The organism is Vibrio sp. V30_P3S12P165, from assembly GCF_009904905.1.
Classification (GTDB): domain Bacteria; phylum Pseudomonadota; class Gammaproteobacteria; order Enterobacterales; family Vibrionaceae; genus Vibrio; species Vibrio fujianensis.
This window is the reverse complement of record NZ_WXWH01000005.1, coordinates 42,600-62,847: the sequence shown is the minus strand read 5'-3', so window position 1 is coordinate 62,847 and position 20,248 is coordinate 42,600. Positions and strand designations below refer to the sequence as shown.

Genomic DNA, 20,248 nt, shown 5'->3' with positions numbered 1-20,248 from the left:
CGTTAATTTAATACGTTAGGGACAGCCAAGCGGAATGGTTCAATTTCCGTGATAAAAGTATCGCCCACTTGGTCAAGAAATGTGTAATGTCCTTGCATGACACCAACCGGAGTTGCTAGCGCAGTACCACTGCTGTATGTGTATTCATCATTGGCGGCAATAACTGGTTGTTCACCGACGACACCTTCGCCTTCCACATGCATTTGTTTGCCATTGGAGTCCGTAATTAGCCAATGGCGATGAGTCAATTGCACCGTTTCATGACTGAGATTTCTAAGGGTAATTAAATATGCGAAGACATAACGGTGGTGGTGCGGTTCTGACTGCTCAGCGATGTATTTTGTTTGAACCTGAATCTTGATACAAGGTTGCGAAGTCTTCATAAGCGCTCCTTATTCTTCTATCCAAACGAAGAAAATAAGGATGGTGTGTTGACCATCCTTACCCTTTTAAGCTTGTTGAGCATCAAGCCAGTTAGCCATGGCAACGAATTGTGCCAACGTCAGGTTTTCAGGCCGCATGCTAGGATTGATATCCAATTTAGCAAAAGTATCATCATTCACGAGGCCTTTATAGCAATTACGCACAGTCTTACGTCGTTGGTTAAAGCCTTCTCGTACCACTCTATCTAGCCATTTTAGGCTGGTCGTTGGGTGTGGAAGTTGTTCATAAGGAACGAGCCTGACTACTGCTGACTCCACTTTTGGTGGTGGGACAAATGCGCTAGGCGGCACCTCTAATACGGGAACGACTTTGCAGTAATATTGTGCCATAACGGTTAATCGTCCGTAGGCTTTACTTCCCGGGCCCGCCGCTAAGCGATTGACTACCTCTTTTTGCAGCATGAAGTGCATATCTTGAATATCTTTGTGGTATTCAAACAAATGGAACATCAATGGCGTAGAAATGTTATAGGGTAAGTTGCCAAAAATTCGTAGCTTGTTGTTGGACTGAACCAATTGGCTGAAGTCGAAGCGCATGGCATCGCCTTCGTGAATCGTCAACTTGCTCGATAACTCAGGATGGTTGCGTAAACGCTCAGCGAGATCACGATCGAGCTCAATGACCGTAAATTTATCGACTTCACGACCCACGGGCTCAGTAATTGCCCCCAAACCTGGCCCAATCTCAACTAGGTTTTGTCCAGGCAGAGGATTGATCGCAGAAACAATACCATCGATGATATAAGGATCGTTTAAAAAGTTTTGACCAAAACGTTTACGCGCTTTGTGCCCTAAATGGACATCATTTCTCATAGTTTTCTCGAATTATTGCATTTTTATCAACAAGCGCTATTGCGTGAGCGAGAGCTGTTTTAAAACTACCCACCTCGGCTTTCCCACTTGCGGCAAGATCTAATGCTGTACCGTGGTCGACTGAGGTACGAATAAAAGGCAGGCCTAAAGTAATATTAACTGAACACCCAAAACCTTTATATTTTAACACAGGTAGCACTTGATCATGATACATGCCTAATACGGCATCAGCTTGCTGTAAATATTTGTCATTAAAGATAGTATCAGCAGGTAATGGCCCGATCAGATTGATACCTTCTTGCTGACGTAGTTTTTCCAAGGTTGGGGTGATGGTGTCGATCTCTTCATGACCAAGAACACCCTCTTCTCCCGCATGTGGATTGAGGCCGCAGACATAGATGGCTGGTTTTTCAATCGCAAACTTCTCTACTAAGTCCTTGTGGAGAATATGAATAATTTTTTCTAACCGCTCAGCAGTCACCGCTTTTGCTACATAAGCTAGTGGGATATGAGTCGTCACCAAAGCGACACGAAGCCCTTCTGTTGCTAGCATCATCACCACTAGGGGGGTATTAGATTGCTCAGCAAAAAACTCAGTGTGGCCACTAAATGCTACGCCTGACCGGTTAATTACCCCTTTATGCACAGGGCCGGTGACAATAGCATCAAATTCGTGATTCATACAGCCTAAAGCGGCTCTTTCTAATGTTTTTAAGACATAATGACCATTCGCGGCATTGAGCTGACCAGGAATAACCCTTTCGGCCACTGGAATATGTTCTACGACTAAAGAACCCGCTTGTTGAGGCTGAGGTGAGTCAGTTGGATCATAGTCAATGAGCTCGACAGCAATACCCAGAGCCTGAGCCCGCTGTATGAGCATGCTTTTATCCGCACAGACGACCACTTGATGAGGCCAACTCTCTTTAGACAGCTCAAGTACAAGATCAGGGCCTATGCCAGCTGGCTCTCCTGCCGTAACAATAATGCGCTTAATCGTCATCTTGATTATCCTCTAACACTTCGACAAAGGCGGCGGCTCTTAACTCTTGTAGCCAAGCGCTGGCTTCTTCATTGAATTTTCGGTTAAATAGAATACGATAAGCTCGATTTTTCAAGGCCGTATCGGTTCGATCGACATTACGGCGATCCAGTACTTCAACAATATGCCAGCCATGGACGGTCTTAAAGGGTTGACTAATACTTCCTACCGCGAGTGTTTCAATTTGGTGTTTAAACTCAGGAACATAGATATCAGGGGTTTGATAGCCTAATTCACCGTTTTGCGCTGCCGAGCCAGGATCTTGACTGTATTGTTGGGCTAATTCAGCAAAGCTTGCTTCTCCGGCCTGAATTCGGCGAATAAATTCCTCAAGTTGCTTCTGGGCACCTTCATCACTCAAGATAATGGTCGGTTTAATCAAAATATGCCGCGCATTAACTTCGGTTACTGCAACCGTTTCTAACCCTTTTACATCATCAATTTTCAGGATATGAAAACCGACACCACTGCGAAATGGGCCAATAATACTGCCTTTATTTTGCATTTTGATCTGGTCGGCAAAAATGGTTGGCATCTCTTCTTTACGCATCCATCCCCAATCTCCGCCTTGTAGCGCTTTAGGGCCTTTGGAGTAGGTGATCGCTAAGGTTCTGAAGTCTGAGCCGTTATTGAGTTGTTCGATCAGTTTTTTGGCTTGCTCTTCAACCTGTGATTTTTCTTGATCTTGATTGAAACGTAGTTGTATGTGGCTAATTTTATATTGAACGGCAGCGTTGGTTTCTTGGGCGAGTAATTCAGCCAATGTTTCCACTTCTGCGGGAATAATATTAATTCGGCGACGCACTAAAGCATTACGCGCTTCACTGGCGGCCATTTCTTTTCTCACTTGTTCGCGAAATTCAGCGTAGGTTAACCCTTCTTCGGCAAGGGAGGCGCGAAATTGTGTTGGGGTTTGCTGATTATTGTCAGCAATTTCAACGATGGCATCATTTAAGCGATTATCGTCAATACGTACCCCAATGCGTTGCGCTTCTTGTTGTTGTAGGGTATCTATAATCAGCTTTTCGATAACCTGTTCACGTAAGACATTTCCTGCTGGAAGTGTTTGTTGATTTTGTTTTGCGTTCGCTTTAACTGTTAGCAGCGCACTCTCAATCTCACTTTCTAAAATAACACCACTGTTGACGATGACGGCAACCCGATCTAATTCAACGGGCTGTGCCTGTACGGCGGTCGTACCAAGCAGCGTGATTAACGTGCATAATGCGGTGGTCCACAATTTCATTCCATGTCCTATCAAAATCGATGAGCCTAAAGCTAGGGTCTGTTGACCTTTCGCGGTTAAATTTTGTTCGAGATAAAAGCGTTTTAATCGCGGCGAGAGGTTTGTCGCCTAGTTATTCTAAGCAAAATACCTCTCAACAAGGAGTAAAACGCTTTTAGCCGAACCCTTCGGGCAGCATTTGTGGCTCCTTTCTACGGCGTTATCGGCTTCTCGAGTAGAGTCACTACATTTCAAAGCCTCTGCCTTGTATAAAGAAGCCACAAATTGCTGCAAAAATCAGCTCGAAAGGTCAACAACCCCTAGGTTCGTCATTAGTTATTTAAAAAGAAAGGGCGGCCATAGCCGAGCGAGTTATTTGACCCTTTGTTGCTTGCCATACCTTCACTCGATTGAACACTTGTGCCAAAGCCAATGATACCAATATTAAAGCTAAAGTTATTTTCATAGTCAGGTGTGGCATGTTCATCGGTAATAAAGTCACCTTGCCAACTTTTCAATTGATTACTATAAGCAAAGCCCATATACCAGCAGTCCGAGGTGTAGCGTAATCCGATTAGCCACTCGAGTGCTTCTCTCGTGGTTGTGTCGTAAAAATATTGCCCGTTCATTTGCCATTTTCGGGTTAATTGATAGCCACCGAGTAACCCAACTTGTGAAATACCATTTTTGGTGATTCGATTCACAGGAATCGTATCGCCAACCGTATTCTCGATATATTCTTTAGTGACATAACGGTAGTTGGTCTGTAGATAGCCATCCGTAAAACGGTATTCCAATGTACTGTTGGCTAATTGCATGGCGCTAGTATCAATATCATATTGCATGCCACCATGGTAGAAGAGGTAGTCGTTATAATTAAAATCCATTTCTACCGCCCAAGCGGAATAGCTGCTTTGTGATTCTTCTTCAGCTGGTGAAATTAGATTGCTGGCTTTTAGGCTTTTATCCAGATAGAAAATTTGCCCAAAGGCAATATTTAGCCGCTCTTTGTATTGATCATCAAAGAAACGAGTGGATGCTCCATAGCTTATTTGGTTCGCTGGCGCGATATAGTCAACACTGCTGTATTTACGGCTGCGGAACAAACCATAGTAATCGGTTTGCAGCAGGGTGGTGTCATACAGAGCGATTTTTCTCTGATCTTCTTTTGGAACATACAAATATTGAATTTGCGGCTCTAGTGTTTGGGTATAGTCATTAAATAACACGGTATCGCGCTCAAGAATAATTCCAGCATGAGTTCTGAACTCAGGAATGACTCGTGAAACCTCTTCCTCAAGATCTTGATAGTCACTGTTGTTGACTCCTTTTAAATCTTGTTTGTAATACGTGCCAAGTACCCGAGCTTCAGTTGTCCAGGTTCCCCATGTATTGCCGAGTGGAATGGTTATGCCCGGCTCGATATGAGCACGCGTTGCTGATGGTTTTCCTGGGGCATCGGTGTCAAAACGAGAAATATGACTTTTTACATCCAAATTTAGGTAGCGTAATACTTCAGGCGCATAATAATTAAACGCAATTTGAGGCATTAAACGATAGGGTTGGTTATCGCCCGTCGTTAAGACTTGAAAATCTCTCGCGAGTAATGATGCATCCCATGTCGCACTTCGATAAGTAACTCGACCTTGTTGAATGAGCTGGCCATCTTCACGATGACCAACACCAGAGCTGAGATCTGAGAAATATTCAATATCACTTACCCGAGAGTAGTCGAGATCGAACTTCCATGCTTGTTGATAAATACCGCTATGTTTGTATTGGAAAGCCCAGCGATCGCCTTTTTCTGGGTAAAGGTTATCATCCGGTAAATACTCAGCTTTAATATCACCTTGTCCAAATGTGGTGAGATAACGAAATAGTGCATTCAATTGGGGGCCACGATTCTCCATATAGCGTACTGACGTTTCTAAGTCATAATCGGGCGCTAAGTTCCAATAAAAAGGAACATTGATCTCAAAGCCATCACGCGATCCGTATGAAAAACTCGGATAGAGGAAGCCGGTTTTTCGTGTGTCACCAATAGGAACGGTTAGGTAGGGTAAATAAAAAATAGGAATATTTTGCACTTCCAAGCGTGGATTATAAAAAGTCGCTCGCTCTTCATTTTGATCCACATCGATGCTCGATGCCCGCAGTCGCCAAGCATTATCGCCTTCAGGACACGAAGTAATCGAACCGTCATCAATTTCGTATATCGCTTTGCCTGTTTTGGCAATATAGGCAGCATGCCCTCTACCGGGCTGACATAAAAATTGATATTGGGTATTTTCCAATGTCATCTGATCGGTATTTAAATTATTGGTTGCACGATCAGAGGTCGCTTTGACTTGGCCATCACTAAATTTAACCTCACCTTCAGCAATCACAATATTGTCTTGCTGGTGTAAAGTTACGCTGTTGGCATGAATCTGCTTTTGCCCCTGAATCACCACGACGTTACCTGAATAGGTCGCTCGTTCACCATGAATTGCTTCTAGCTTATCCGCTTCGACATTGATAGGCTGTGCGCTCGGATTTTCCGATTCAGGTTGGTCAACTAAGCATTGATCGATAGTGAGCAGTTCCTGCACACTCTCATCCACCGTAGTGTCTGCTTGAGTTTGTGGCGCAAAGAGCGCGGCGCTAATGGAAGCGGCTAAAAATGTGCGGGAAAAACGTGACATCGAGTTGTACTATCCTGTTGAGCTTGTTTGATTCCGACTTTAGGAGTGATAAGTCAATAAAATGTTCCTTATCATAAAGGAATTTAACGCTCCCGGCACTATCAGACCACAGCACACCTAAAAAATTCATAGATTGAGAGCACATAAATGCATATTTTTGGCAAAATACTTGGCGCTTTCTTCGGCTTCCTGTTTGGAGGACCGTTTGGCGCAATCTTTGGCCTTTTTCTTGGCCATCAGTTTGATAAAGCTCGTCAGCGTAGCCAGAACCCATTTGGTGGTGGAAGCTTTAATACTTCAGGGCCCAGCCAATCGGAACGGCAAGAGGAGTTTTTTAAAGCTGCTTTTGCTGTTATGGGGCATGTCGCAAAAGCCAAAGGGCAGGTGACTCAACAAGAAATTCACCTTGCCAGTGTGATGATGGAGCGTATGAACTTGTATGGTGAACAGCGTCGCGCTGCACAAGAGGCGTTTCGTGAGGGGAAAAGTGCTGATTTCCCGCTGCAAGAAACCCTAGAGAATGTGCGATTTTTTACCGGGGGGCGTTTTGACTTATTACAATTCTTCCTTGAGCTTCAGATTTCAGCTGCCTTTGCTGATGGCTCATTACATCCTAGTGAGCGGCAGGTTCTGCACAAGGTTGCCCAAGGGCTTGGTTTTTCTTCAGATCAACTAGAGCGTCGTCTGCGTATGCAAGAAGCGGCTTTTCGTTTTCAATCTGGTGGTGGCTTTGGCGGTTTCGGTCGTGAACAAAACCATCATTCTGGCTCTCATCAATGGCAGCAAGCAACAAATCAAGATCGATTAGCTGATGCTTTTTCTGTTTTGGGTGTGAGTGAGGACGCGGATGCCAAAGAAATTAAGCGGGCTTATCGTAAGTTGATGAATGAACATCACCCTGACAAGTTGATGGCAAAAGGGTTACCGCCTGAAATGATGAATATGGCAAAAGAAAAATCACAAGAAATCCAACATGCTTATGATCTGATAAAAAAAGAGAAGGGGATCAAATAAGGTTTGATACTCTATTTTAGTGATAGGTTCAATTCTCGGTAGCCGGTGACCGAGAATTGATTATCGTCGATATTTAGCCGAAAACAAAAAAAGCCCAGTCATTGACTGGGCTTTAAAATTTGGCTCCTCCTGCTGGGCTCGAACCAGCGACCTGCGGATTAACAGTCCGTCGCTCTACCAACTGAGCTAAGGAGGAATAAATTTTAATGGTGCCGACTACCGGAATCGAACTGGTGACCTACTGATTACAAGTCAGTTGCTCTACCTACTGAGCTAAGTCGGCTTAATTAAACAAGGTAGTTACCCTATTTAATAAGATTTGGCTCCTCCTGCTGGGCTCGAACCAGCGACCTGCGGATTAACAGTCCGTCGCTCTACCAACTGAGCTAAGGAGGAACAAACTTTTAGATAAATGGTGCCGGCTGCCGGAGTCGAACTGGCGACCTACTGATTACAAGTCAGTTGCTCTACCAACTGAGCTAAGCCGGCGCATATTTATCTTTTCATGATATCGGTATTGCACCCATATTCATTTGAATAATGGTGCCTCGAGGCGGAATCGAACCACCGACACGAGGATTTTCAATCCTCTGCTCTACCGACTGAGCTATCGAGGCAACGGGGTGTATTAAACGAGTTTTCCGATTCTTCGTCAACAGTAAAATGCAAAAAAAAACTCGTTTGGTGATTTTCTATACTCAGTGGGCTGTTTTTATCCATTTTTAATCGGAATCGTTAGGGAAACGGGCCACTAAAGATAAGCAGAATGAAGCAAGAGGCAGCAAAATTTACCCAGCAAATAGAGAAAAGTCACCTAACGAGGCTTTTCTTTTTATCAGAAAGCTTAGTTTCTCTAACGTCATTATTGATGTTGATTTATTGAGCAAGCAGGAAAGTACATTAAGGCGATGATGGAAGCGTTGAGCAACGAAGGAATAAGCGATTGAGCGGGCGTCATAAAGAATAAAAAAAACAAAAGCCCAGTCAGTGACTGGGCTTTGAATAGTGGCTCCTCCTGCTGGGCTCGAACCAGCGACCTGCGGATTAACAGTCCGTCGCTCTACCAACTGAGCTAAGGAGGAACAGCTTTAATATGGTGCCTCGAGGCGGAATCGAACCACCGACACGAGGATTTTCAATCCTCTGCTCTACCGACTGAGCTATCGAGGCAATAAATGGTGCCGACTACCGGAATCGAACTGGTGACCTACTGATTACAAGTCAGTTGCTCTACCTACTGAGCTAAGTCGGCGCACTTAATTTATTGCTTGTTGCTACTGAAAACAGCACCAACAATAAAATTTGTGGTGCCCGGAGGCGGAATCGAACCACCGACACGAGGATTTTCAATCCTCTGCTCTACCGACTGAGCTATCCGGGCAACGGAGCGCTATTAAACGGATTTTCCTCTGCCACGTCAACTGGTTTTTAGAAAAAAACTGAAAAACCGCTTCAAGCGTCGCTATTTTAGGCAATTTTGTGGTTTTTCTTATTTCTTATGAAAATCTTGTTTATAGCGAGTGACTTTTTCAAGGTAGCGTCTTGCTTCTGCATTGGGATGTTTTTTAGTTAATGCCCAATAAACTTGATTGGGTTGTAAACGATTTAAATCATTCATTGCTCGTTGTCGATCTCGATGGAATGTTCGGAGTACCCCGCCAGCGCCTCCGTTGTAAGCAGAAATCATGCTGTATTCAAGAGAAAGGGGATGACGAACATCTTTCAAATAACGATTTTTAAGTAGGTAGAAGTAGGCTGTGCCGGTGTCAATATTATTTTCAGGGTTAAACAGATATTCTGGTGAAGGTTCTCCAGCACGATTTTTGACTAAATTAAATACGTCACGTCCTGCGGTTTTAGGTACAACCTGCATCAAACCATAGGCATTGGCCCAGCTGACCGCGTAAGGGTTAAAACTACTTTCGGTTTTAATGATCGCGTAGATCAAATCTTCTGGGATGTCGTATTTACGTGAAGCGCGACGAACAATATCGGCATATTGATAGCTGCGGATCTGCATTTGGTCTTCAACCATCGGAATTTCTACGTAATAGGATTTTTTAAAGTCGACTTGCTTGACTTTGAGATGATGCGCTATCAAGTAATCAGCAAAGCGGTTTGCGCGCCAGCGCCATTGGATCGGTTTTTTATCTTGATCGAGCACTTGTTGATATAAAAAAGGCTGGCCCTTTAATTCAATATTTTTGGAAGAAAAAAGATCGACACTGGCTGGATCGTCGGGTGTTAGTAGTGTGGTGATGATCGCTTGTTTTAAATGTTCTTTTGGATCAGTCGGTGAGATGGTTTCGACTAAAATTTTACCGTCACTAAAATTCACTTCGGTACGACTGAGGTAGTTATCTATGTATTTAACATAGTTGCTTTTTCCCGCAATCTTGATTGCGTTGTGTCCCCAACGTTTTTCGATATTACCAGAAAAGGAATGAATCAGTGCATCCAGTGCTGCGGTGTCTTTTTCAAATTGACCGGGTAATTGGGCAAGATTTTTCGCAAATCGATTGGTTGGTTCATAATTAATATCATAAATACGTTCGATAAACTCTCGGCTACAACCGACCAATACCAATAGCGTGGCCAGACAATAAAGACACTTTTTCATGCATTTCTCAGGTAAATATAGCGAGGAAATTAGGGCGATAGCCCAAATTTCCAACGGTGATCAATGAAGATTATGCTTCGCTTGGTGGGGTATAGCCTTCGATATGGACTTCTTTTCCTTCAAAGAGAAAGTTGACCATCTCTTGCTCAAGCAGTTTGCGATGTTCAGCATCCATCATATTTAATTTTTTTTCGTTGATGAGCATGGTTTGTTTGGTTTGCCATTGGGCCCAAGCTTCTTTAGAGATGTTATCGAAGATGCGTTTGCCCAATTCTCCTGGATAAAGCTGAAAATCCAGACCGTCAGCTTCTTTTTGTAAACGAGCACAAAATACCGTGCGACTCATAATTATTTCCTCTTGATGAATTATGAATGAATTTCAAACGGCAGGCCGCTGATTAACTGCTTAACGGGGGCAGCTAAACCGACTTCTTCCGGACGAGTTAAGTTATACCAAAGACCTTTGTTTCCTTCCATGATGATGTTGGGTTTATCGGTCAATTCTAATAGAACAGGGGTGATATCCAAATGGTAATGACTAAAAGTGTGTCGAAAGGCAATTAAGGTTTTTTGATGCTGGATTTGAGTATTGCTGATTCCACGCATTGCTAGAGTGTGTTTTATATCCATATCACTGTGTTGTGGAAAGCAAAATAATCCGCCCCAAATACCGATTTGTGGGCGTTGTTCAAGCCATACATCCCCTTGATGATAAAGAATAATGAAGCAAGTTTGTTTGGTCGGTTTGTCCGTTTTTGGTTTTTTCGCTGGGTAATCTAGTGGGTTACCTTGCTGTTTGGCGATACAGAATGACGCGACAGGACATAGTGTGCACTTAGGTTTGCTGCGAGTACAAATCATTGCCCCCATATCCATCATTGCTTGGTTATATTTATCAACATCCGTAGTTGGTGTATGTTGTTCTGCGTATTGCCATAGCTGATTTTCTACGTTTTTTTTACCTGGCCAGCCTTCAACAGCAAAGCAACGAGCTAAGGTTCGTTTTACATTACCATCTAAAATCGCGTGGGGTTTGTTAAAGACAGAGGAAAGTACCGCTGCTGCGGTGGAACGACCCACTCCCGGTAACGCATTCATCTGTTCAAGTTGGGTTGGGAAATGTCCATTATATTCTTCCACCACGATTTTAGCGGTTTTGTGCAGATTACGAGCTCTAGCGTAATAACCAAGCCCTGTCCAATAATGAAGCACTTCATCTTGTTCAGCCCGTGCTAATTCTTCTACGCTGGGGAAGCGAGTGATAAACTTTTGATAATAAGGAATTACGGTTGTTACTTGCGTCTGTTGAAGCATGATTTCCGATATCCAGACACTATAAGCGCTTTTGTTCTGTTGCCAGGGAAGGTCTTTACGACCGTAAGCGTTGTACCAAGTAATAATAGCCTTAGCAAATGGAGTCACAACTTACTCAATGATAATAAAATAATGGGACAAAATTGCACCATAGAATGGTATCAAAGTACAACCGATAAATTATAGGGTTATCAATTTGGCGATTAAGGATAGTGATTACTCCCCTCTTATTTTTATGAACTATGGTTATTCACGAACCATGGTTATTCAGGAACCATGGTTATTCACGAGTGAAGAATAACACTTGCACGACACGCAATTCTTTGGATAATCACACTCCCTTTCAGTCAAGATTAAAAAATAGACAGGCAATATCAATGAGTGAAGTCACCACGAACGAACGGAATGAAGACGGTAAAGTAATGCGTAGAATTCGCAGTTTTGTCCGTCGTGAAGGTCGGTTAACCAAAGGTCAAGAAGCCGCAATGAAAGCGTGTTGGCCAACCATGGGTATTGATTATCAGGATCAGCGGCTCGATTGGGTTGAGGTTTTTGGTAATGATCATCCTGTTGTATTGGAAATCGGTTTTGGGATGGGCGCTTCTTTGGTTGAAATGGCCAAAAATGCGCCAGAGAAAAACTTTATTGGTATTGAAGTACATAGCCCAGGTGTAGGGGCTTGTTTAGCGTCGGCTCGTGATGCCGGTGTAACTAATCTCCGTGTCATGTGTCATGATGCAGTAGAAGTTTTTGCTCATATGATTCCAGATAACAGTTTGGCGACCTTGCAGCTATTTTTCCCTGACCCTTGGCATAAAAAACGCCACCATAAACGTCGTATTGTTCAACTGGAATTTGCCGAGATGGTTCGTCAGAAATTATTGGTTGGTCAAGGCGTTTTCCATATGGCAACCGATTGGGAAAACTACGCAGAGCACATGATTGAAGTGATGAATCAGGCTCCGGGTTTTATTAACCTTGCTGAGAATGGTGATTATATCCCTCGTCCAGAAAGTCGTCCTTTAACCAAGTTTGAACAGCGTGGCCATCGATTGGGGCATGGCGTTTGGGACATTCAATACCAACGCATCAGTTAAGGCTGGACAAACTAGCAAGGTGCGAAAGATACTAGTTTCAGCACACAAGAACAGTAAAGCCAACATTGTGCTCATCATGGTGTTGGCTTTTTTAATCGCTCGATTCGACAATAATAATCAGTAAAGCTCAGATCATGAAACCGACAAAAGATATTTTGACGAATATTCTGGATGAAGTTCGTCCATTAATTGGTCAAGGAAAGGTGGCCAGTTATATACCTGCCCTAGCGCGGGTTGCGAGCCATAAATTAGCCATTGCGGTTTATACCAACCGAGGTGAAGTGATAAGCGCCGGGGATGCCGATGAAGGTTTTTCAATTCAATCGATTTCTAAAGTGTTGAGTCTCACCTTAGCGATGGGGCTTTATAAACCAGAAGAACTTTGGCTTCGCGTTGGTAAAGAGCCCTCAGGGCAAGCATTTAACTCTTTAATTCAGCTCGAAATGGAGCAGGGCATTCCGCGTAATCCTTTTATCAATGCCGGCGCGATTGTGATTGCAGATATGCTGCATAGTCGCTTATCGGCTCCTCGGCAACGGTTACTCGAATTTGTACGCCAACTCAGTGGTGAGCCACAAATTGTGTATGACAAAGTGGTGGCTGCATCAGAAATGCAACACAGCGATCGTAATGCGGCGATTGCCTACTTAATGCGTTCATTTGGTAATTTTGACAATGATGTTATTCCCGTACTGAACAATTATTTTCACGCTTGTGCACTGAAAATGAGTTGTATTGAACTGGCGAAAACGTTTAGTTATTTAGCGAATAAGGGCGTTTCTGTACAAACAGGGCAGCGTGTGATCAGCGCTACGCAAAGTAAACAATTAAATGCGTTACTGGCGACCTGTGGCCTTTATGATGAGGCGGGAGAATTTGCTTATCGAGTCGGCATGCCTGGCAAATCAGGCGTTGGTGGTGGAATTATTGCGATAGTCCCGGGAGAAATGACTATTGCGGTTTGGTCACCTGAACTTAATTCATCGGGGAACTCACTGACAGGCACTAAAGCGTTGGAATTATTGTCTGAGCGGATAGGGCGATCAATTTTCTAAGATCCTCACCAATAGTGAGGATCGAATGAGCGTTAATCATCGGTCATGAAGGCGGCGAGTAGATCGTTGAGGAAAAGTTTTCCTCGTTCAGTGATTTGCCAACCCAACGGGTTATCCTGCACATAGCCCATCTCGACCGCCCAGTGCATGGGTTTTGCAATTGCATCCAGAGCTAGCCCTGTACTATCAATAAAGGCTTGTTTTGGGCAGGCTTCAAGCAGACGAAAGCGATTCATAAAAAACTCAAAGGGTCTATCAACCATTTCAACCTCATGTTCGCTATCTAAATACGGTTTTACCATGTTTTGATAAGCGGCTAAATACCCTCGTGGGTGTTTAATTTTGGTGGTACGAATGATTCGTCCGTCGGCAAAGCTCACTTTGCCATGAGCACCGCAACCAATCCCTAAGTAATCACCAAACCGCCAGTAATTGAGGTTGTGTTGGCATTGATAATCTGGCTTGCTGTAGCCAGAGATTTCATACTGCACATAGCCGGCTTGGGTTAATTTTTGATGGCCAAGTTCAAAAATATCCCACAGTGCATCATCATCAGGTAACACGGGAGGCTGATAATGAAAAACGGTATTTGGCTCAATGGTGAGTTGATACCAAGAAAGGTGTGGCGGATCGAGTGCGATGGCTTGATCGAGATCCGCTAGCGCTTGTGCTAAGGTTTGATCCGGCAAACCATGCATCAAATCCAGATTAAAACTGGTTAAGCCAATCTTGTGTGCCAACTGAGCAGCGTTGATCGCTTCCTGCTTGCCATGAATTCGTCCAAGCCGCTTCAGCTTTTCTTCGGCAAAACTTTGTACACCAATGGAGATCCGAGTCACTCCCGCTTTCTTATACCCCGCAAAACGCTCGGCTTCTACCGTTCCCGGGTTGGCTTCCATGGTGATTTCAATGTCAGGTTGAAAGGGTAGGCGTTGCGCTATTCCTTTCAGCAATTGCGCAATTCCTTGTGCTGAAATTAAGCTGGGTGTGCCACCACCAATGAAAATGGAGTGTAGGAGACGTGGCGCATCATTAAGGCGATATTTTTCAATGTCAGTATCAAGATCTTCCAATAACGCTTGTAGATATTCCTGTTCAGGAATCTCTGCTTTTAAGGCATGAGAGTTAAAATCACAATAAGGGCATTTTTGGACGCACCAAGGAATGTGGACATAGAGGCTAAGAGCGGGAGGAGTAAGCATTATGTTCTCTTATTGGAGCGGATGTTCAGTGAGCAAGGTAAACAGTTGTTTGAGTGCTTGACCACGGTGAGAGAGTTGTTTTTTACGCATTGGCTCCAGTTGCGCTGAGGAGCACTGTTCTTCTGGCACCCAAAACAGAGGATCGTAGCCAAAGCCGTTACTACCTTGAGTTTGGGACAAGATAAGGCCTTCCCACTGACCATGGCAAACGATCGGTGTCGGATCATTAGCATGGCGCATCAAAACTAATACGCAATGGAAGCGAGCCGTTCTTTGCGCTGGTGGTACCGCTTTGAGAGCCTCAAGTAGTTTGGCGATGTTCTCTGCATCACTGGCATGCTCTCCGGCGTAGCGGGCAGAATAAATCCCTGGTGCTCCATTGAGATAGTCCACTTCTAAACCTGAGTCATCAGCAATGGCTGCAAGCCCGGTCTCTTTCGCGGCATGGCGAGCTTTGATGATCGCATTTTCAATAAAAGTGGTGCCTGTTTCGGCGACGTCTGAGACATTGAATTCACTTTGTGCGACAACGTCAAAGCCAAAATCGGCCAGTAAACCGGCCATTTCTCTAACTTTACCTTGGTTTCCCGTGGCTAATACTATTTTCTTCATACTTTTCTCGTGGAGAGGGTTGAGTTATGGCTGTACGTAAAACTTTTGCGTAAAACGCAGTTTTCCAGCGCCTTTATTTCCTGCTGAAACATCAATATCAAAGGTAAGATTTTCTTCATGGCTGATAGCAAACTCAGCAAGGTAGTAAATCGCTTGTCCTTCTTTGATGGTTCGAAATTGGAGTGGGCGCGTTTGACCGAGGAGGTTGCGAGCGTGTCCGGAAATTTGTGCCTCTACAGCAGGCTTTCCTAACGAGGCGTTGTCCAATACGCTGATATTTAAAATGGCTGAATAACCATTGCGCGTGAGCTGATAACTTTGTGCTACCTGTGGGGTTAAAAATGTCGAATTAAAGGCAGAGTAATGAACCTCAATATCTTTCATTCGGATCGATTGCTCTGCACTACTTGGTAGGGCAAAACAAGCGAGTAGTAGCGCATATAACCATTGACGCATGGGATCTCCTGATAAAAATGCCCCCCAAACGAGGGGTCAGAGTAACGCTTGGATCTCGACTGGAATGATACAAGGAGAGTGGATGCGTACCTGTTTATGGCGTCCCAATTCTCCTTTTTCTATCTCAATGGCTCCTTTGGCCACTTTGCACTGTTTGGCTAAATATTTGATTAAATGAGCATTGGCTTTACCATCGACCGGTGGTGCGGTGATGGCGAGTTTGAACTCATCGCCATGTAACCCGACCAGAGCATCTCGGCTTGCTTTTGGTTGAATATAGAGTTTCAAGCAGAGATCGGCTCCTTCACACCAAACGGCCTTCATTATAGTTGATACCAAAGAGGGCCGATAATATCGCCCATCAAAAAGTTAGCAAATTGTAATACAATAAACAGCACTAAGACGCTGAGGTCAAAACCACCCATCACCGGAATGATGCGACGAATCGGTGCCAGCATGGGTTCGGTTAATTGATGGAAAACATATTCGATAGGGCTGCGGCCTTGGCTGACCCAACTGAGGATCGCGCGAATCAATAGTACCCAAAACAGTAAGCCGCCAGCCGCTTTAATTAACGAAAGCAGTCCTAAGAATAAAAAGTAGGCATTAAAGCTGGCAGAAGAACCGTTTGAAGCGATAAAAATCAAGGCGAAAAATTTTACGACACATAGCACATAAGCAAACAGTATAGTAGCAAGATCAACGCTACCAATAGAAGGAATCAAACGTCGTAGTGGGCCGACAACCGGCTGTGTCGCTTTCACAATAAATTGTGAAAATGGATTATAGAAATCAGCCCGTGCAGCCTGTAACCAAATTCGCAAAATAACCACCATGATATAAATATCAAACAGGGTGGAGACTAAAAAACTCATTGCATTCATAAGATGCCCTTATTACAAATTTATCGATAGAGTACTGAAACCGTCATTCATTTAAAATAGTTTTTCCATCTCTTGTGCTCGTGTTACTGCGGCACGCATCGCTTTAGCCACAATGTCAGACAATTGATGCTCATTAAAAGTGCGGATCGCTTCCGCGGTGGTGCCACCTTTTGAGGTGACTTGCTCACGTAAAGTGGCAAGCTCAATCTCTGGGTTGGCCTGCACCATTTCCGCTGCCCCGAGTGCGGATTGTTGCACGAGCAGACGAGCCGTTTCTTGATCAAACCCTTGTGCGATTGCTTCCGCTTGCATCGCTTCCATAAAGAGGAAAAAGTAGGCAGGAGCACTGCCTGCAGCAGCAATCACATTATTAATTTCCCCTTCGTGTTTGACCCAACAGGTTTTTCCAACCGCCGACATCAGTTGACGGGTGAATAGTTTGTCCTGCTCTTGAGTGCCTTCCGCGGCAAATAAGCCAGCCATCCCGCGATTAACCAAAGAAGGCGTATTAGGCATCACTCGTACTAAAGCGGGCTGGCAAGCCAATAGTTGATTTAGCCGTGCCACCGATACCCCAGCAGCAATGGAGATCACCAACTTGTTTGAAAAGTCGATAGCTTGGAGCGGTTGACACACTTCTGCCATCAACTGAGGTTTGACCGCTAATACCACAACATCAGCTTGTTTAGCGGCAGCAAGATTATCACTGGTAGTCTGTACGGCATATTTTTCTTTCAGTGAGGTTAAATGTTCTTGCGAAGGGGCACTGGCAATGATGCGCTGTGGATTATAGCCGCTGGCGATTAAACCGGCGATAATCGCGTGTGCCATATTGCCAGCTCCGATAAAAGCGATGGTTCTCTGTTCCATGATTAATCTGTACCCTAATGTTTTATGCTGTGCGGTAATCTCGTTGGCCAAAAATAGCGGTTCCGATACGAACAATCGTACTGCCTGCCGCGATAGCGGCATCCATATCGCCGCTCATTCCCATTGATAATGTGTCAAGATGCGGATAGGTTTTGCCCAGTTGTGTTTTTAATTGCGCTAAACGCTGAAATGCGGCCAGTTGAGCGGAATAGTCTGCCACATTCTCCGGTATCGACATCAACCCTCTTAACGTGAGGTTAGGAAGATGAGAAATCAACTCCGCCAACGGGAGAAGTTCATTTTCAGAAATGCCTGATTTCGACATTTCACCGCTGGTATTCACTTGAATTAACACTTGTAGCGGGGGCTTATTGGCTGGGCGCTGCTCACTTAACCTTTGGGCTATTTTGGCCCGATCGATGGTGTGCATCCAATCGAAATGCTCAGCAATGAGCCGTGTTTTATTTGACTGTAGTGGGCCAATAAAGTGCCACTCCAATTTGAGTTCAGGGTGATGTTCGGCAAAATACTGGATCTTATTAACTCCTTCTTGCACATAGTTTTCACCAAATGCGATTTGCCCGGCTTGAGCCGCTTCGAGAATTGCCTCGACTGGTTTTGTTTTACTGACCGCTAAAAGTTGCACAGAGCTTGGAGAGCGTCCACACTTTTGTTGTGCGCTGTTAATCTGTGAGGTGATCAGTTGAAGATTTTGTTGAATACTACTCATAGCTCGACTTAACTTAAGGAAAATAAATGGATATTTCAGAGTTACTGGATTTTAGTGTAAAGCATAATGCTTCGGATCTACACCTTTCTGCAGGCGTTCCACCGATGGTTCGCATTGATGGGGAAGTAAGAAAGCTCGGTGTGCCTGCTTTGAACCACTCTGATGTGCATCGATTAATTTTTGAAATCATGAACGATGCTCAGCGTAGTGAATACGAAGAACGATTGGAAGTGGATTTTTCTTTTGAACTTCCTAATGTTGGTCGTTTTCGTGTCAATGCTTTTCATCAAGCTCGTGGCTGCTCTGCTGTTTTTCGAACCATTCCGACGGCGATTCCAACCCTGGATCAGCTCGATGCTCCTGAAATCTTCAAAAAAATTGCCAATTATGAAAAAGGGCTGGTCCTCGTCACCGGGCCAACCGGGTCAGGTAAATCAACCACGCTAGCGGCTATGGTTGATTATATCAATACTCATCACAATAAGCATATTTTAACAATTGAAGATCCGATTGAATTTGTCCACAGTAACCACAAATGTTTGGTGAACCAGCGTGAAGTGCATCGGGATACGCACAGTTTTAAAAATGCGCTGCGCAGTGCGTTACGTGAAGATCCTGATGTGATTTTGGTCGGTGAGTTACGTGATCAAGAGACCATTAGCTTAGCCTTAACCGCCGCAGAAACTGGCCATTTAGTTTTTGGCACGCTACACACCAGCTCAGCGGCAAAAACCATTGATCGAATCATCGATGTGTTCCCCGGTAGTGATAAAGATATGGTGCGCTCCATGCTATCAGAATCGATGCGAGCGGTGATTGCTCAGAAATTATTAAAGCGATTTGGTGGTGGACGTGTCGCTTGTCATGAAATTATGTTAGCGACGCCGGCTATCCGCAACTTGATCCGTGAAGATAAAGTGGCACAGATGTACTCCATTATTCAAACTGGCGCAGCACATGGGATGCAAACGATGGAGCAACATGCGAAGCAATTAATGGCTCAGGGCGTGGTTGAGCCTCAAGAAGTACAAAAAAAGATCGAATTAGAAATATCGACTTTTTAAGAGAGGCGAATGATGCAACTGGATACGATATTACAAGGCATGTTGACGCATAAGGCGTCCGATTTATACATCACGGTGGCCGCACCCATCATCTACCGAGTGAATGGTCAACTGCAAGCTGAGGGAGAACCATTAACCGAGTCACAAGTGAAAGCTCTGCTGGCTCGGATGATGGATCTGGATAAACAAAATGAATTGAGTGAAACGCGTGAAGCTAATTTTGCCATTGTACGCGACGATGGACGCTTTCGCGTGAGTGCTTTTTATCAACGAGAATTACCGGGTGCGGTGATTCGACGTATTGAAACCCATATCCCGACGTTTGATGAACTTAAATTGCCAGAGGTATTAAAAGATCTTGCGCTGGCGAAACGGGGGCTTGTCTTAGTTGTTGGGGCTACGGGGTCGGGTAAATCGACAACGATGGCTGCAATGACAGGGTATCGTAATGCACAAAGTAGTGGGCATATTTTGACCGTGGAAGATCCGATTGAATTTGTCCATCCCCATCAAGGTTGTATTGTTACCCAACGAGAAGTGGGCCTTGATACCCAAAGCTATGAAGTGGCACTGAAGAATTCACTTCGTCAAGCTCCAGATATGATTTTGATTGGTGAAATACGCACTCGTGAAACAATGGAATACGCGATGACATTCGCCGAAACAGGGCATTTATGCATGGCAACTTTACATGCGAATAATGCGAACCAAGCGTTAGAGCGAATTTTACATCTGGTGCCAAAAGAGCAAAAAGAGCAGTTTTTATTCGATTTATCGATGAATCTAAAAGGGGTGATTGGTCAGCAACTGATTCGAGATAAACAAGGGCAAGGGCGACACGGGGTATTTGAAGTGCTGCTCAATAGCCCGAGGGTGGCCGACATCATTCGCCGTGGTGAGTTGCATGAACTGAAACCTACCATGGCAAAATCAACAGAAATAGGAATGCAAACCTTTGACCAAGCGCTTTATCGTTTGGTGATGGATGAGCAAATCAGCGAACAAGATGCGCTACATAGTGCCGACTCAGGTAATGATTTAAGATTGATGCTCAAAACCCAGCGAGGGGAGAGTTATGCCTCTGGAGCACTGGATGATATTAAAATCGATATGGATTAAGTTT

The 20,248-nt window shown here is 44.3% G+C and carries 20 protein-coding genes and 9 tRNA genes; 5 read left to right on the top strand and 24 right to left on the bottom strand.

Translation table 11 applies throughout. The features are described 5' to 3' along the window. Nucleotides 1-2 precede the first annotated feature (2 nt). The 5 genes from apaG to lptD form a co-directional block, all read right to left on the bottom strand. Entirely contained in the window at nucleotides 3-383 is a 381-nt protein-coding gene (apaG, locus tag CAG57_RS01085; protein ID WP_161427217.1) for a Co2+/Mg2+ efflux protein ApaG, read from the bottom strand. 66 nt (nucleotides 384-449) lie between these two features. After that, nucleotides 450-1,256 carry a 16S rRNA (adenine(1518)-N(6)/adenine(1519)-N(6))-dimethyltransferase RsmA gene (rsmA, locus tag CAG57_RS01080; protein ID WP_099611715.1) on the bottom strand — a complete coding sequence of 269 codons (807 nt, stop codon included), beginning with the start codon at nucleotides 1,254-1,256 and terminating at the stop codon, nucleotides 450-452. After that, nucleotides 1,246-2,259 (bottom strand): 4-hydroxythreonine-4-phosphate dehydrogenase PdxA, encoded by a 1,014-nt coding sequence (gene pdxA, locus CAG57_RS01075; protein WP_161427216.1) that lies wholly within the window; start codon nucleotides 2,257-2,259, stop codon nucleotides 1,246-1,248. The genes rsmA and pdxA overlap by 11 nt, the downstream gene beginning before the upstream one ends. Further along, nucleotides 2,249-3,544: a peptidylprolyl isomerase SurA gene (gene surA / locus CAG57_RS01070; protein ID WP_161427215.1), complete on the bottom strand. Its 1,296-nt coding sequence runs from the start codon at nucleotides 3,542-3,544 to the stop codon at nucleotides 2,249-2,251. Before surA ends, pdxA begins: the two co-directional genes overlap by 11 nt. Nucleotides 3,545-3,855: 311 nt before the next feature. After that, entirely contained in the window at nucleotides 3,856-6,207 is a 2,352-nt protein-coding gene (lptD, locus tag CAG57_RS01065; RefSeq protein ID WP_099611718.1) for an LPS assembly protein LptD, read from the bottom strand. Nucleotides 6,208-6,354: 147 nt separating this feature from the next. On the opposite strand from lptD, the gene djlA reads away from it, so the two are divergent. Beyond that, nucleotides 6,355-7,221 (top strand): co-chaperone DjlA, encoded by an 867-nt coding sequence (gene djlA / locus CAG57_RS01060; RefSeq protein WP_161427214.1) that lies wholly within the window; start codon nucleotides 6,355-6,357, stop codon nucleotides 7,219-7,221. A gap of 120 nt (nucleotides 7,222-7,341) precedes the next feature. On the opposite strand, the gene CAG57_RS01055 is transcribed toward djlA, so the two are convergent. The 12 genes from CAG57_RS01055 to mutY form a co-directional block, all read right to left on the bottom strand. Then, a tRNA-Asn gene (locus tag CAG57_RS01055) sits at nucleotides 7,342-7,417 on the bottom strand. An 11-nt stretch (nucleotides 7,418-7,428) separates the two neighbouring features. Continuing rightward, nucleotides 7,429-7,504, bottom strand: a tRNA-Thr gene (locus CAG57_RS01050). A 37-nt stretch (nucleotides 7,505-7,541) separates the two neighbouring features. Further along, nucleotides 7,542-7,617: transfer RNA gene (locus tag CAG57_RS01045), tRNA-Asn, on the bottom strand. 17 nt (nucleotides 7,618-7,634) lie between these two features. Then, a tRNA-Thr gene (locus tag CAG57_RS01040) sits at nucleotides 7,635-7,710 on the bottom strand. Between the two features lie 52 nt (nucleotides 7,711-7,762). Further along, nucleotides 7,763-7,838 (bottom strand) — tRNA-Phe (locus CAG57_RS01035). A 389-nt stretch (nucleotides 7,839-8,227) separates the two neighbouring features. Continuing rightward, nucleotides 8,228-8,303 (bottom strand) — tRNA-Asn (locus CAG57_RS01030). Nucleotides 8,304-8,315: 12 nt separating this feature from the next. Next, nucleotides 8,316-8,391 (bottom strand) — tRNA-Phe (locus CAG57_RS01025). A gap of 6 nt (nucleotides 8,392-8,397) precedes the next feature. After that, a tRNA-Thr gene (locus CAG57_RS01020) sits at nucleotides 8,398-8,473 on the bottom strand. Nucleotides 8,474-8,526: 53 nt separating this feature from the next. Beyond that, nucleotides 8,527-8,602, bottom strand: a tRNA-Phe gene (locus tag CAG57_RS01015). Nucleotides 8,603-8,710: 108 nt separating this feature from the next. Further along, the gene (gene mltC, locus CAG57_RS01010) at nucleotides 8,711-9,841 is read right to left on the bottom strand and encodes a membrane-bound lytic murein transglycosylase MltC (RefSeq protein ID WP_161430818.1); all 1,131 of its coding nucleotides are present in this window, start codon (nucleotides 9,839-9,841) and stop codon (nucleotides 8,711-8,713) included. A 70-nt stretch (nucleotides 9,842-9,911) separates the two neighbouring features. Further along, complete coding sequence (locus tag CAG57_RS01005) at nucleotides 9,912-10,187, bottom strand: oxidative damage protection protein (RefSeq protein ID WP_099611721.1); 276 nt, start codon at nucleotides 10,185-10,187, stop codon at nucleotides 9,912-9,914. Between the two features lie 20 nt (nucleotides 10,188-10,207). Beyond that, nucleotides 10,208-11,263 carry an A/G-specific adenine glycosylase gene (mutY, locus tag CAG57_RS01000; RefSeq protein ID WP_099611722.1) on the bottom strand — a complete coding sequence of 352 codons (1,056 nt, stop codon included), beginning with the start codon at nucleotides 11,261-11,263 and terminating at the stop codon, nucleotides 10,208-10,210. Between the two features lie 269 nt (nucleotides 11,264-11,532). Here mutY and trmB point away from each other — a divergent pair, with 269 nt between their 5' ends. Together trmB and glsB are read left to right on the top strand one after the other, a co-directional pair. Continuing rightward, on the top strand, nucleotides 11,533-12,252 hold the full coding sequence (gene trmB / locus CAG57_RS00995; RefSeq protein WP_161427759.1) for a tRNA (guanosine(46)-N7)-methyltransferase TrmB: 720 nt from the start codon (nucleotides 11,533-11,535) through the stop codon (nucleotides 12,250-12,252). A 134-nt stretch (nucleotides 12,253-12,386) separates the two neighbouring features. Continuing rightward, a complete protein-coding gene (gene glsB / locus CAG57_RS00990; protein WP_161427758.1) occupies nucleotides 12,387-13,307 on the top strand; it encodes a glutaminase B in 921 nt (306 codons plus the stop codon). A gap of 32 nt (nucleotides 13,308-13,339) precedes the next feature. On the opposite strand, the gene hemW is transcribed toward glsB, so the two are convergent. From hemW to CAG57_RS00955, 7 genes are read right to left on the bottom strand one after another with little or no spacing between them, the layout of a single operon-like run. Then, entirely contained in the window at nucleotides 13,340-14,509 is a 1,170-nt protein-coding gene (gene hemW / locus CAG57_RS00985; protein WP_161427757.1) for a radical SAM family heme chaperone HemW, read from the bottom strand. 9 nt (nucleotides 14,510-14,518) lie between these two features. Next, complete coding sequence (locus CAG57_RS00980; RefSeq protein ID WP_161427756.1) at nucleotides 14,519-15,121, bottom strand: XTP/dITP diphosphatase; 603 nt, start codon at nucleotides 15,119-15,121, stop codon at nucleotides 14,519-14,521. 24 nt (nucleotides 15,122-15,145) lie between these two features. Further along, nucleotides 15,146-15,577, bottom strand: coding sequence for a DUF4426 domain-containing protein (locus tag CAG57_RS00975; protein ID WP_161427755.1), 432 nt, complete (start codon nucleotides 15,575-15,577; stop codon nucleotides 15,146-15,148). A gap of 36 nt (nucleotides 15,578-15,613) precedes the next feature. After that, a complete protein-coding gene (yggU, locus tag CAG57_RS00970) occupies nucleotides 15,614-15,901 on the bottom strand; it encodes a DUF167 family protein YggU (RefSeq protein WP_099611725.1) in 288 nt (95 codons plus the stop codon). Next, nucleotides 15,901-16,461: a YggT family protein gene (locus CAG57_RS00965; RefSeq protein ID WP_161427754.1), complete on the bottom strand. Its 561-nt coding sequence runs from the start codon at nucleotides 16,459-16,461 to the stop codon at nucleotides 15,901-15,903. The genes yggU and CAG57_RS00965 overlap by 1 nt, the downstream gene beginning before the upstream one ends. A gap of 51 nt (nucleotides 16,462-16,512) precedes the next feature. After that, on the bottom strand, nucleotides 16,513-17,331 hold the full coding sequence (proC, locus tag CAG57_RS00960; protein ID WP_161427753.1) for a pyrroline-5-carboxylate reductase: 819 nt from the start codon (nucleotides 17,329-17,331) through the stop codon (nucleotides 16,513-16,515). Between the two features lie 22 nt (nucleotides 17,332-17,353). Continuing rightward, the gene (locus tag CAG57_RS00955) at nucleotides 17,354-18,061 is read right to left on the bottom strand and encodes a YggS family pyridoxal phosphate-dependent enzyme (protein WP_099611728.1); all 708 of its coding nucleotides are present in this window, start codon (nucleotides 18,059-18,061) and stop codon (nucleotides 17,354-17,356) included. A gap of 26 nt (nucleotides 18,062-18,087) precedes the next feature. Between CAG57_RS00955 and CAG57_RS00950 the strand changes: the two genes are divergently transcribed. Next, on the top strand, nucleotides 18,088-19,125 hold the full coding sequence (locus CAG57_RS00950) for a type IV pilus twitching motility protein PilT (RefSeq protein ID WP_099611729.1): 1,038 nt from the start codon (nucleotides 18,088-18,090) through the stop codon (nucleotides 19,123-19,125). A 12-nt stretch (nucleotides 19,126-19,137) separates the two neighbouring features. Then, nucleotides 19,138-20,244: a PilT/PilU family type 4a pilus ATPase gene (locus tag CAG57_RS00945; RefSeq protein ID WP_099612019.1), complete on the top strand. Its 1,107-nt coding sequence runs from the start codon at nucleotides 19,138-19,140 to the stop codon at nucleotides 20,242-20,244. Nucleotides 20,245-20,248: the final 4 nt, after the last annotated feature.

What these genes read in the sequence shown, in the direction of transcription:
- proC (WP_161427753.1), bottom strand. Translation starts at nt 17,331, where the DNA reads ATGGAACAGAGAACCATCGCTTTTATCGGAGCTGGCAATATGGCACAC.
- CAG57_RS00965 (WP_161427754.1), bottom strand. Translation starts at nt 16,461, where the DNA reads ATGAATGCAATGAGTTTTTTAGTCTCCACCCTGTTTGATATTTATATC.
- CAG57_RS00975 (WP_161427755.1), bottom strand. Translation starts at nt 15,577, where the DNA reads ATGCGTCAATGGTTATATGCGCTACTACTCGCTTGTTTTGCCCTACCA.
- lptD (WP_099611718.1), bottom strand. Translation starts at nt 6,207, where the DNA reads ATGTCACGTTTTTCCCGCACATTTTTAGCCGCTTCCATTAGCGCCGCG.
- CAG57_RS00955 (WP_099611728.1), bottom strand. Translation starts at nt 18,061, where the DNA reads ATGAGTAGTATTCAACAAAATCTTCAACTGATCACCTCACAGATTAAC.
- yggU (WP_099611725.1), bottom strand. Translation starts at nt 15,901, where the DNA reads ATGAAGGCCGTTTGGTGTGAAGGAGCCGATCTCTGCTTGAAACTCTAT.
- rsmA (WP_099611715.1), bottom strand. Translation starts at nt 1,256, where the DNA reads ATGAGAAATGATGTCCATTTAGGGCACAAAGCGCGTAAACGTTTTGGT.
- CAG57_RS00980 (WP_161427756.1), bottom strand. Translation starts at nt 15,121, where the DNA reads ATGAAGAAAATAGTATTAGCCACGGGAAACCAAGGTAAAGTTAGAGAA.
- trmB (WP_161427759.1), top strand. Translation starts at nt 11,533, where the DNA reads ATGAGTGAAGTCACCACGAACGAACGGAATGAAGACGGTAAAGTAATG.
- pdxA (WP_161427216.1), bottom strand. Translation starts at nt 2,259, where the DNA reads ATGACGATTAAGCGCATTATTGTTACGGCAGGAGAGCCAGCTGGCATA.
- mltC (WP_161430818.1), bottom strand. Translation starts at nt 9,841, where the DNA reads ATGAAAAAGTGTCTTTATTGTCTGGCCACGCTATTGGTATTGGTCGGT.
- CAG57_RS01005 (WP_099611721.1), bottom strand. Translation starts at nt 10,187, where the DNA reads ATGAGTCGCACGGTATTTTGTGCTCGTTTACAAAAAGAAGCTGACGGT.
- surA (WP_161427215.1), bottom strand. Translation starts at nt 3,544, where the DNA reads ATGAAATTGTGGACCACCGCATTATGCACGTTAATCACGCTGCTTGGT.
- apaG (WP_161427217.1), bottom strand. Translation starts at nt 383, where the DNA reads ATGAAGACTTCGCAACCTTGTATCAAGATTCAGGTTCAAACAAAATAC.
- CAG57_RS00945 (WP_099612019.1), top strand. Translation starts at nt 19,138, where the DNA reads ATGCAACTGGATACGATATTACAAGGCATGTTGACGCATAAGGCGTCC.
- djlA (WP_161427214.1), top strand. Translation starts at nt 6,355, where the DNA reads ATGCATATTTTTGGCAAAATACTTGGCGCTTTCTTCGGCTTCCTGTTT.
- CAG57_RS00950 (WP_099611729.1), top strand. Translation starts at nt 18,088, where the DNA reads ATGGATATTTCAGAGTTACTGGATTTTAGTGTAAAGCATAATGCTTCG.
- glsB (WP_161427758.1), top strand. Translation starts at nt 12,387, where the DNA reads ATGAAACCGACAAAAGATATTTTGACGAATATTCTGGATGAAGTTCGT.
- hemW (WP_161427757.1), bottom strand. Translation starts at nt 14,509, where the DNA reads ATGCTTACTCCTCCCGCTCTTAGCCTCTATGTCCACATTCCTTGGTGC.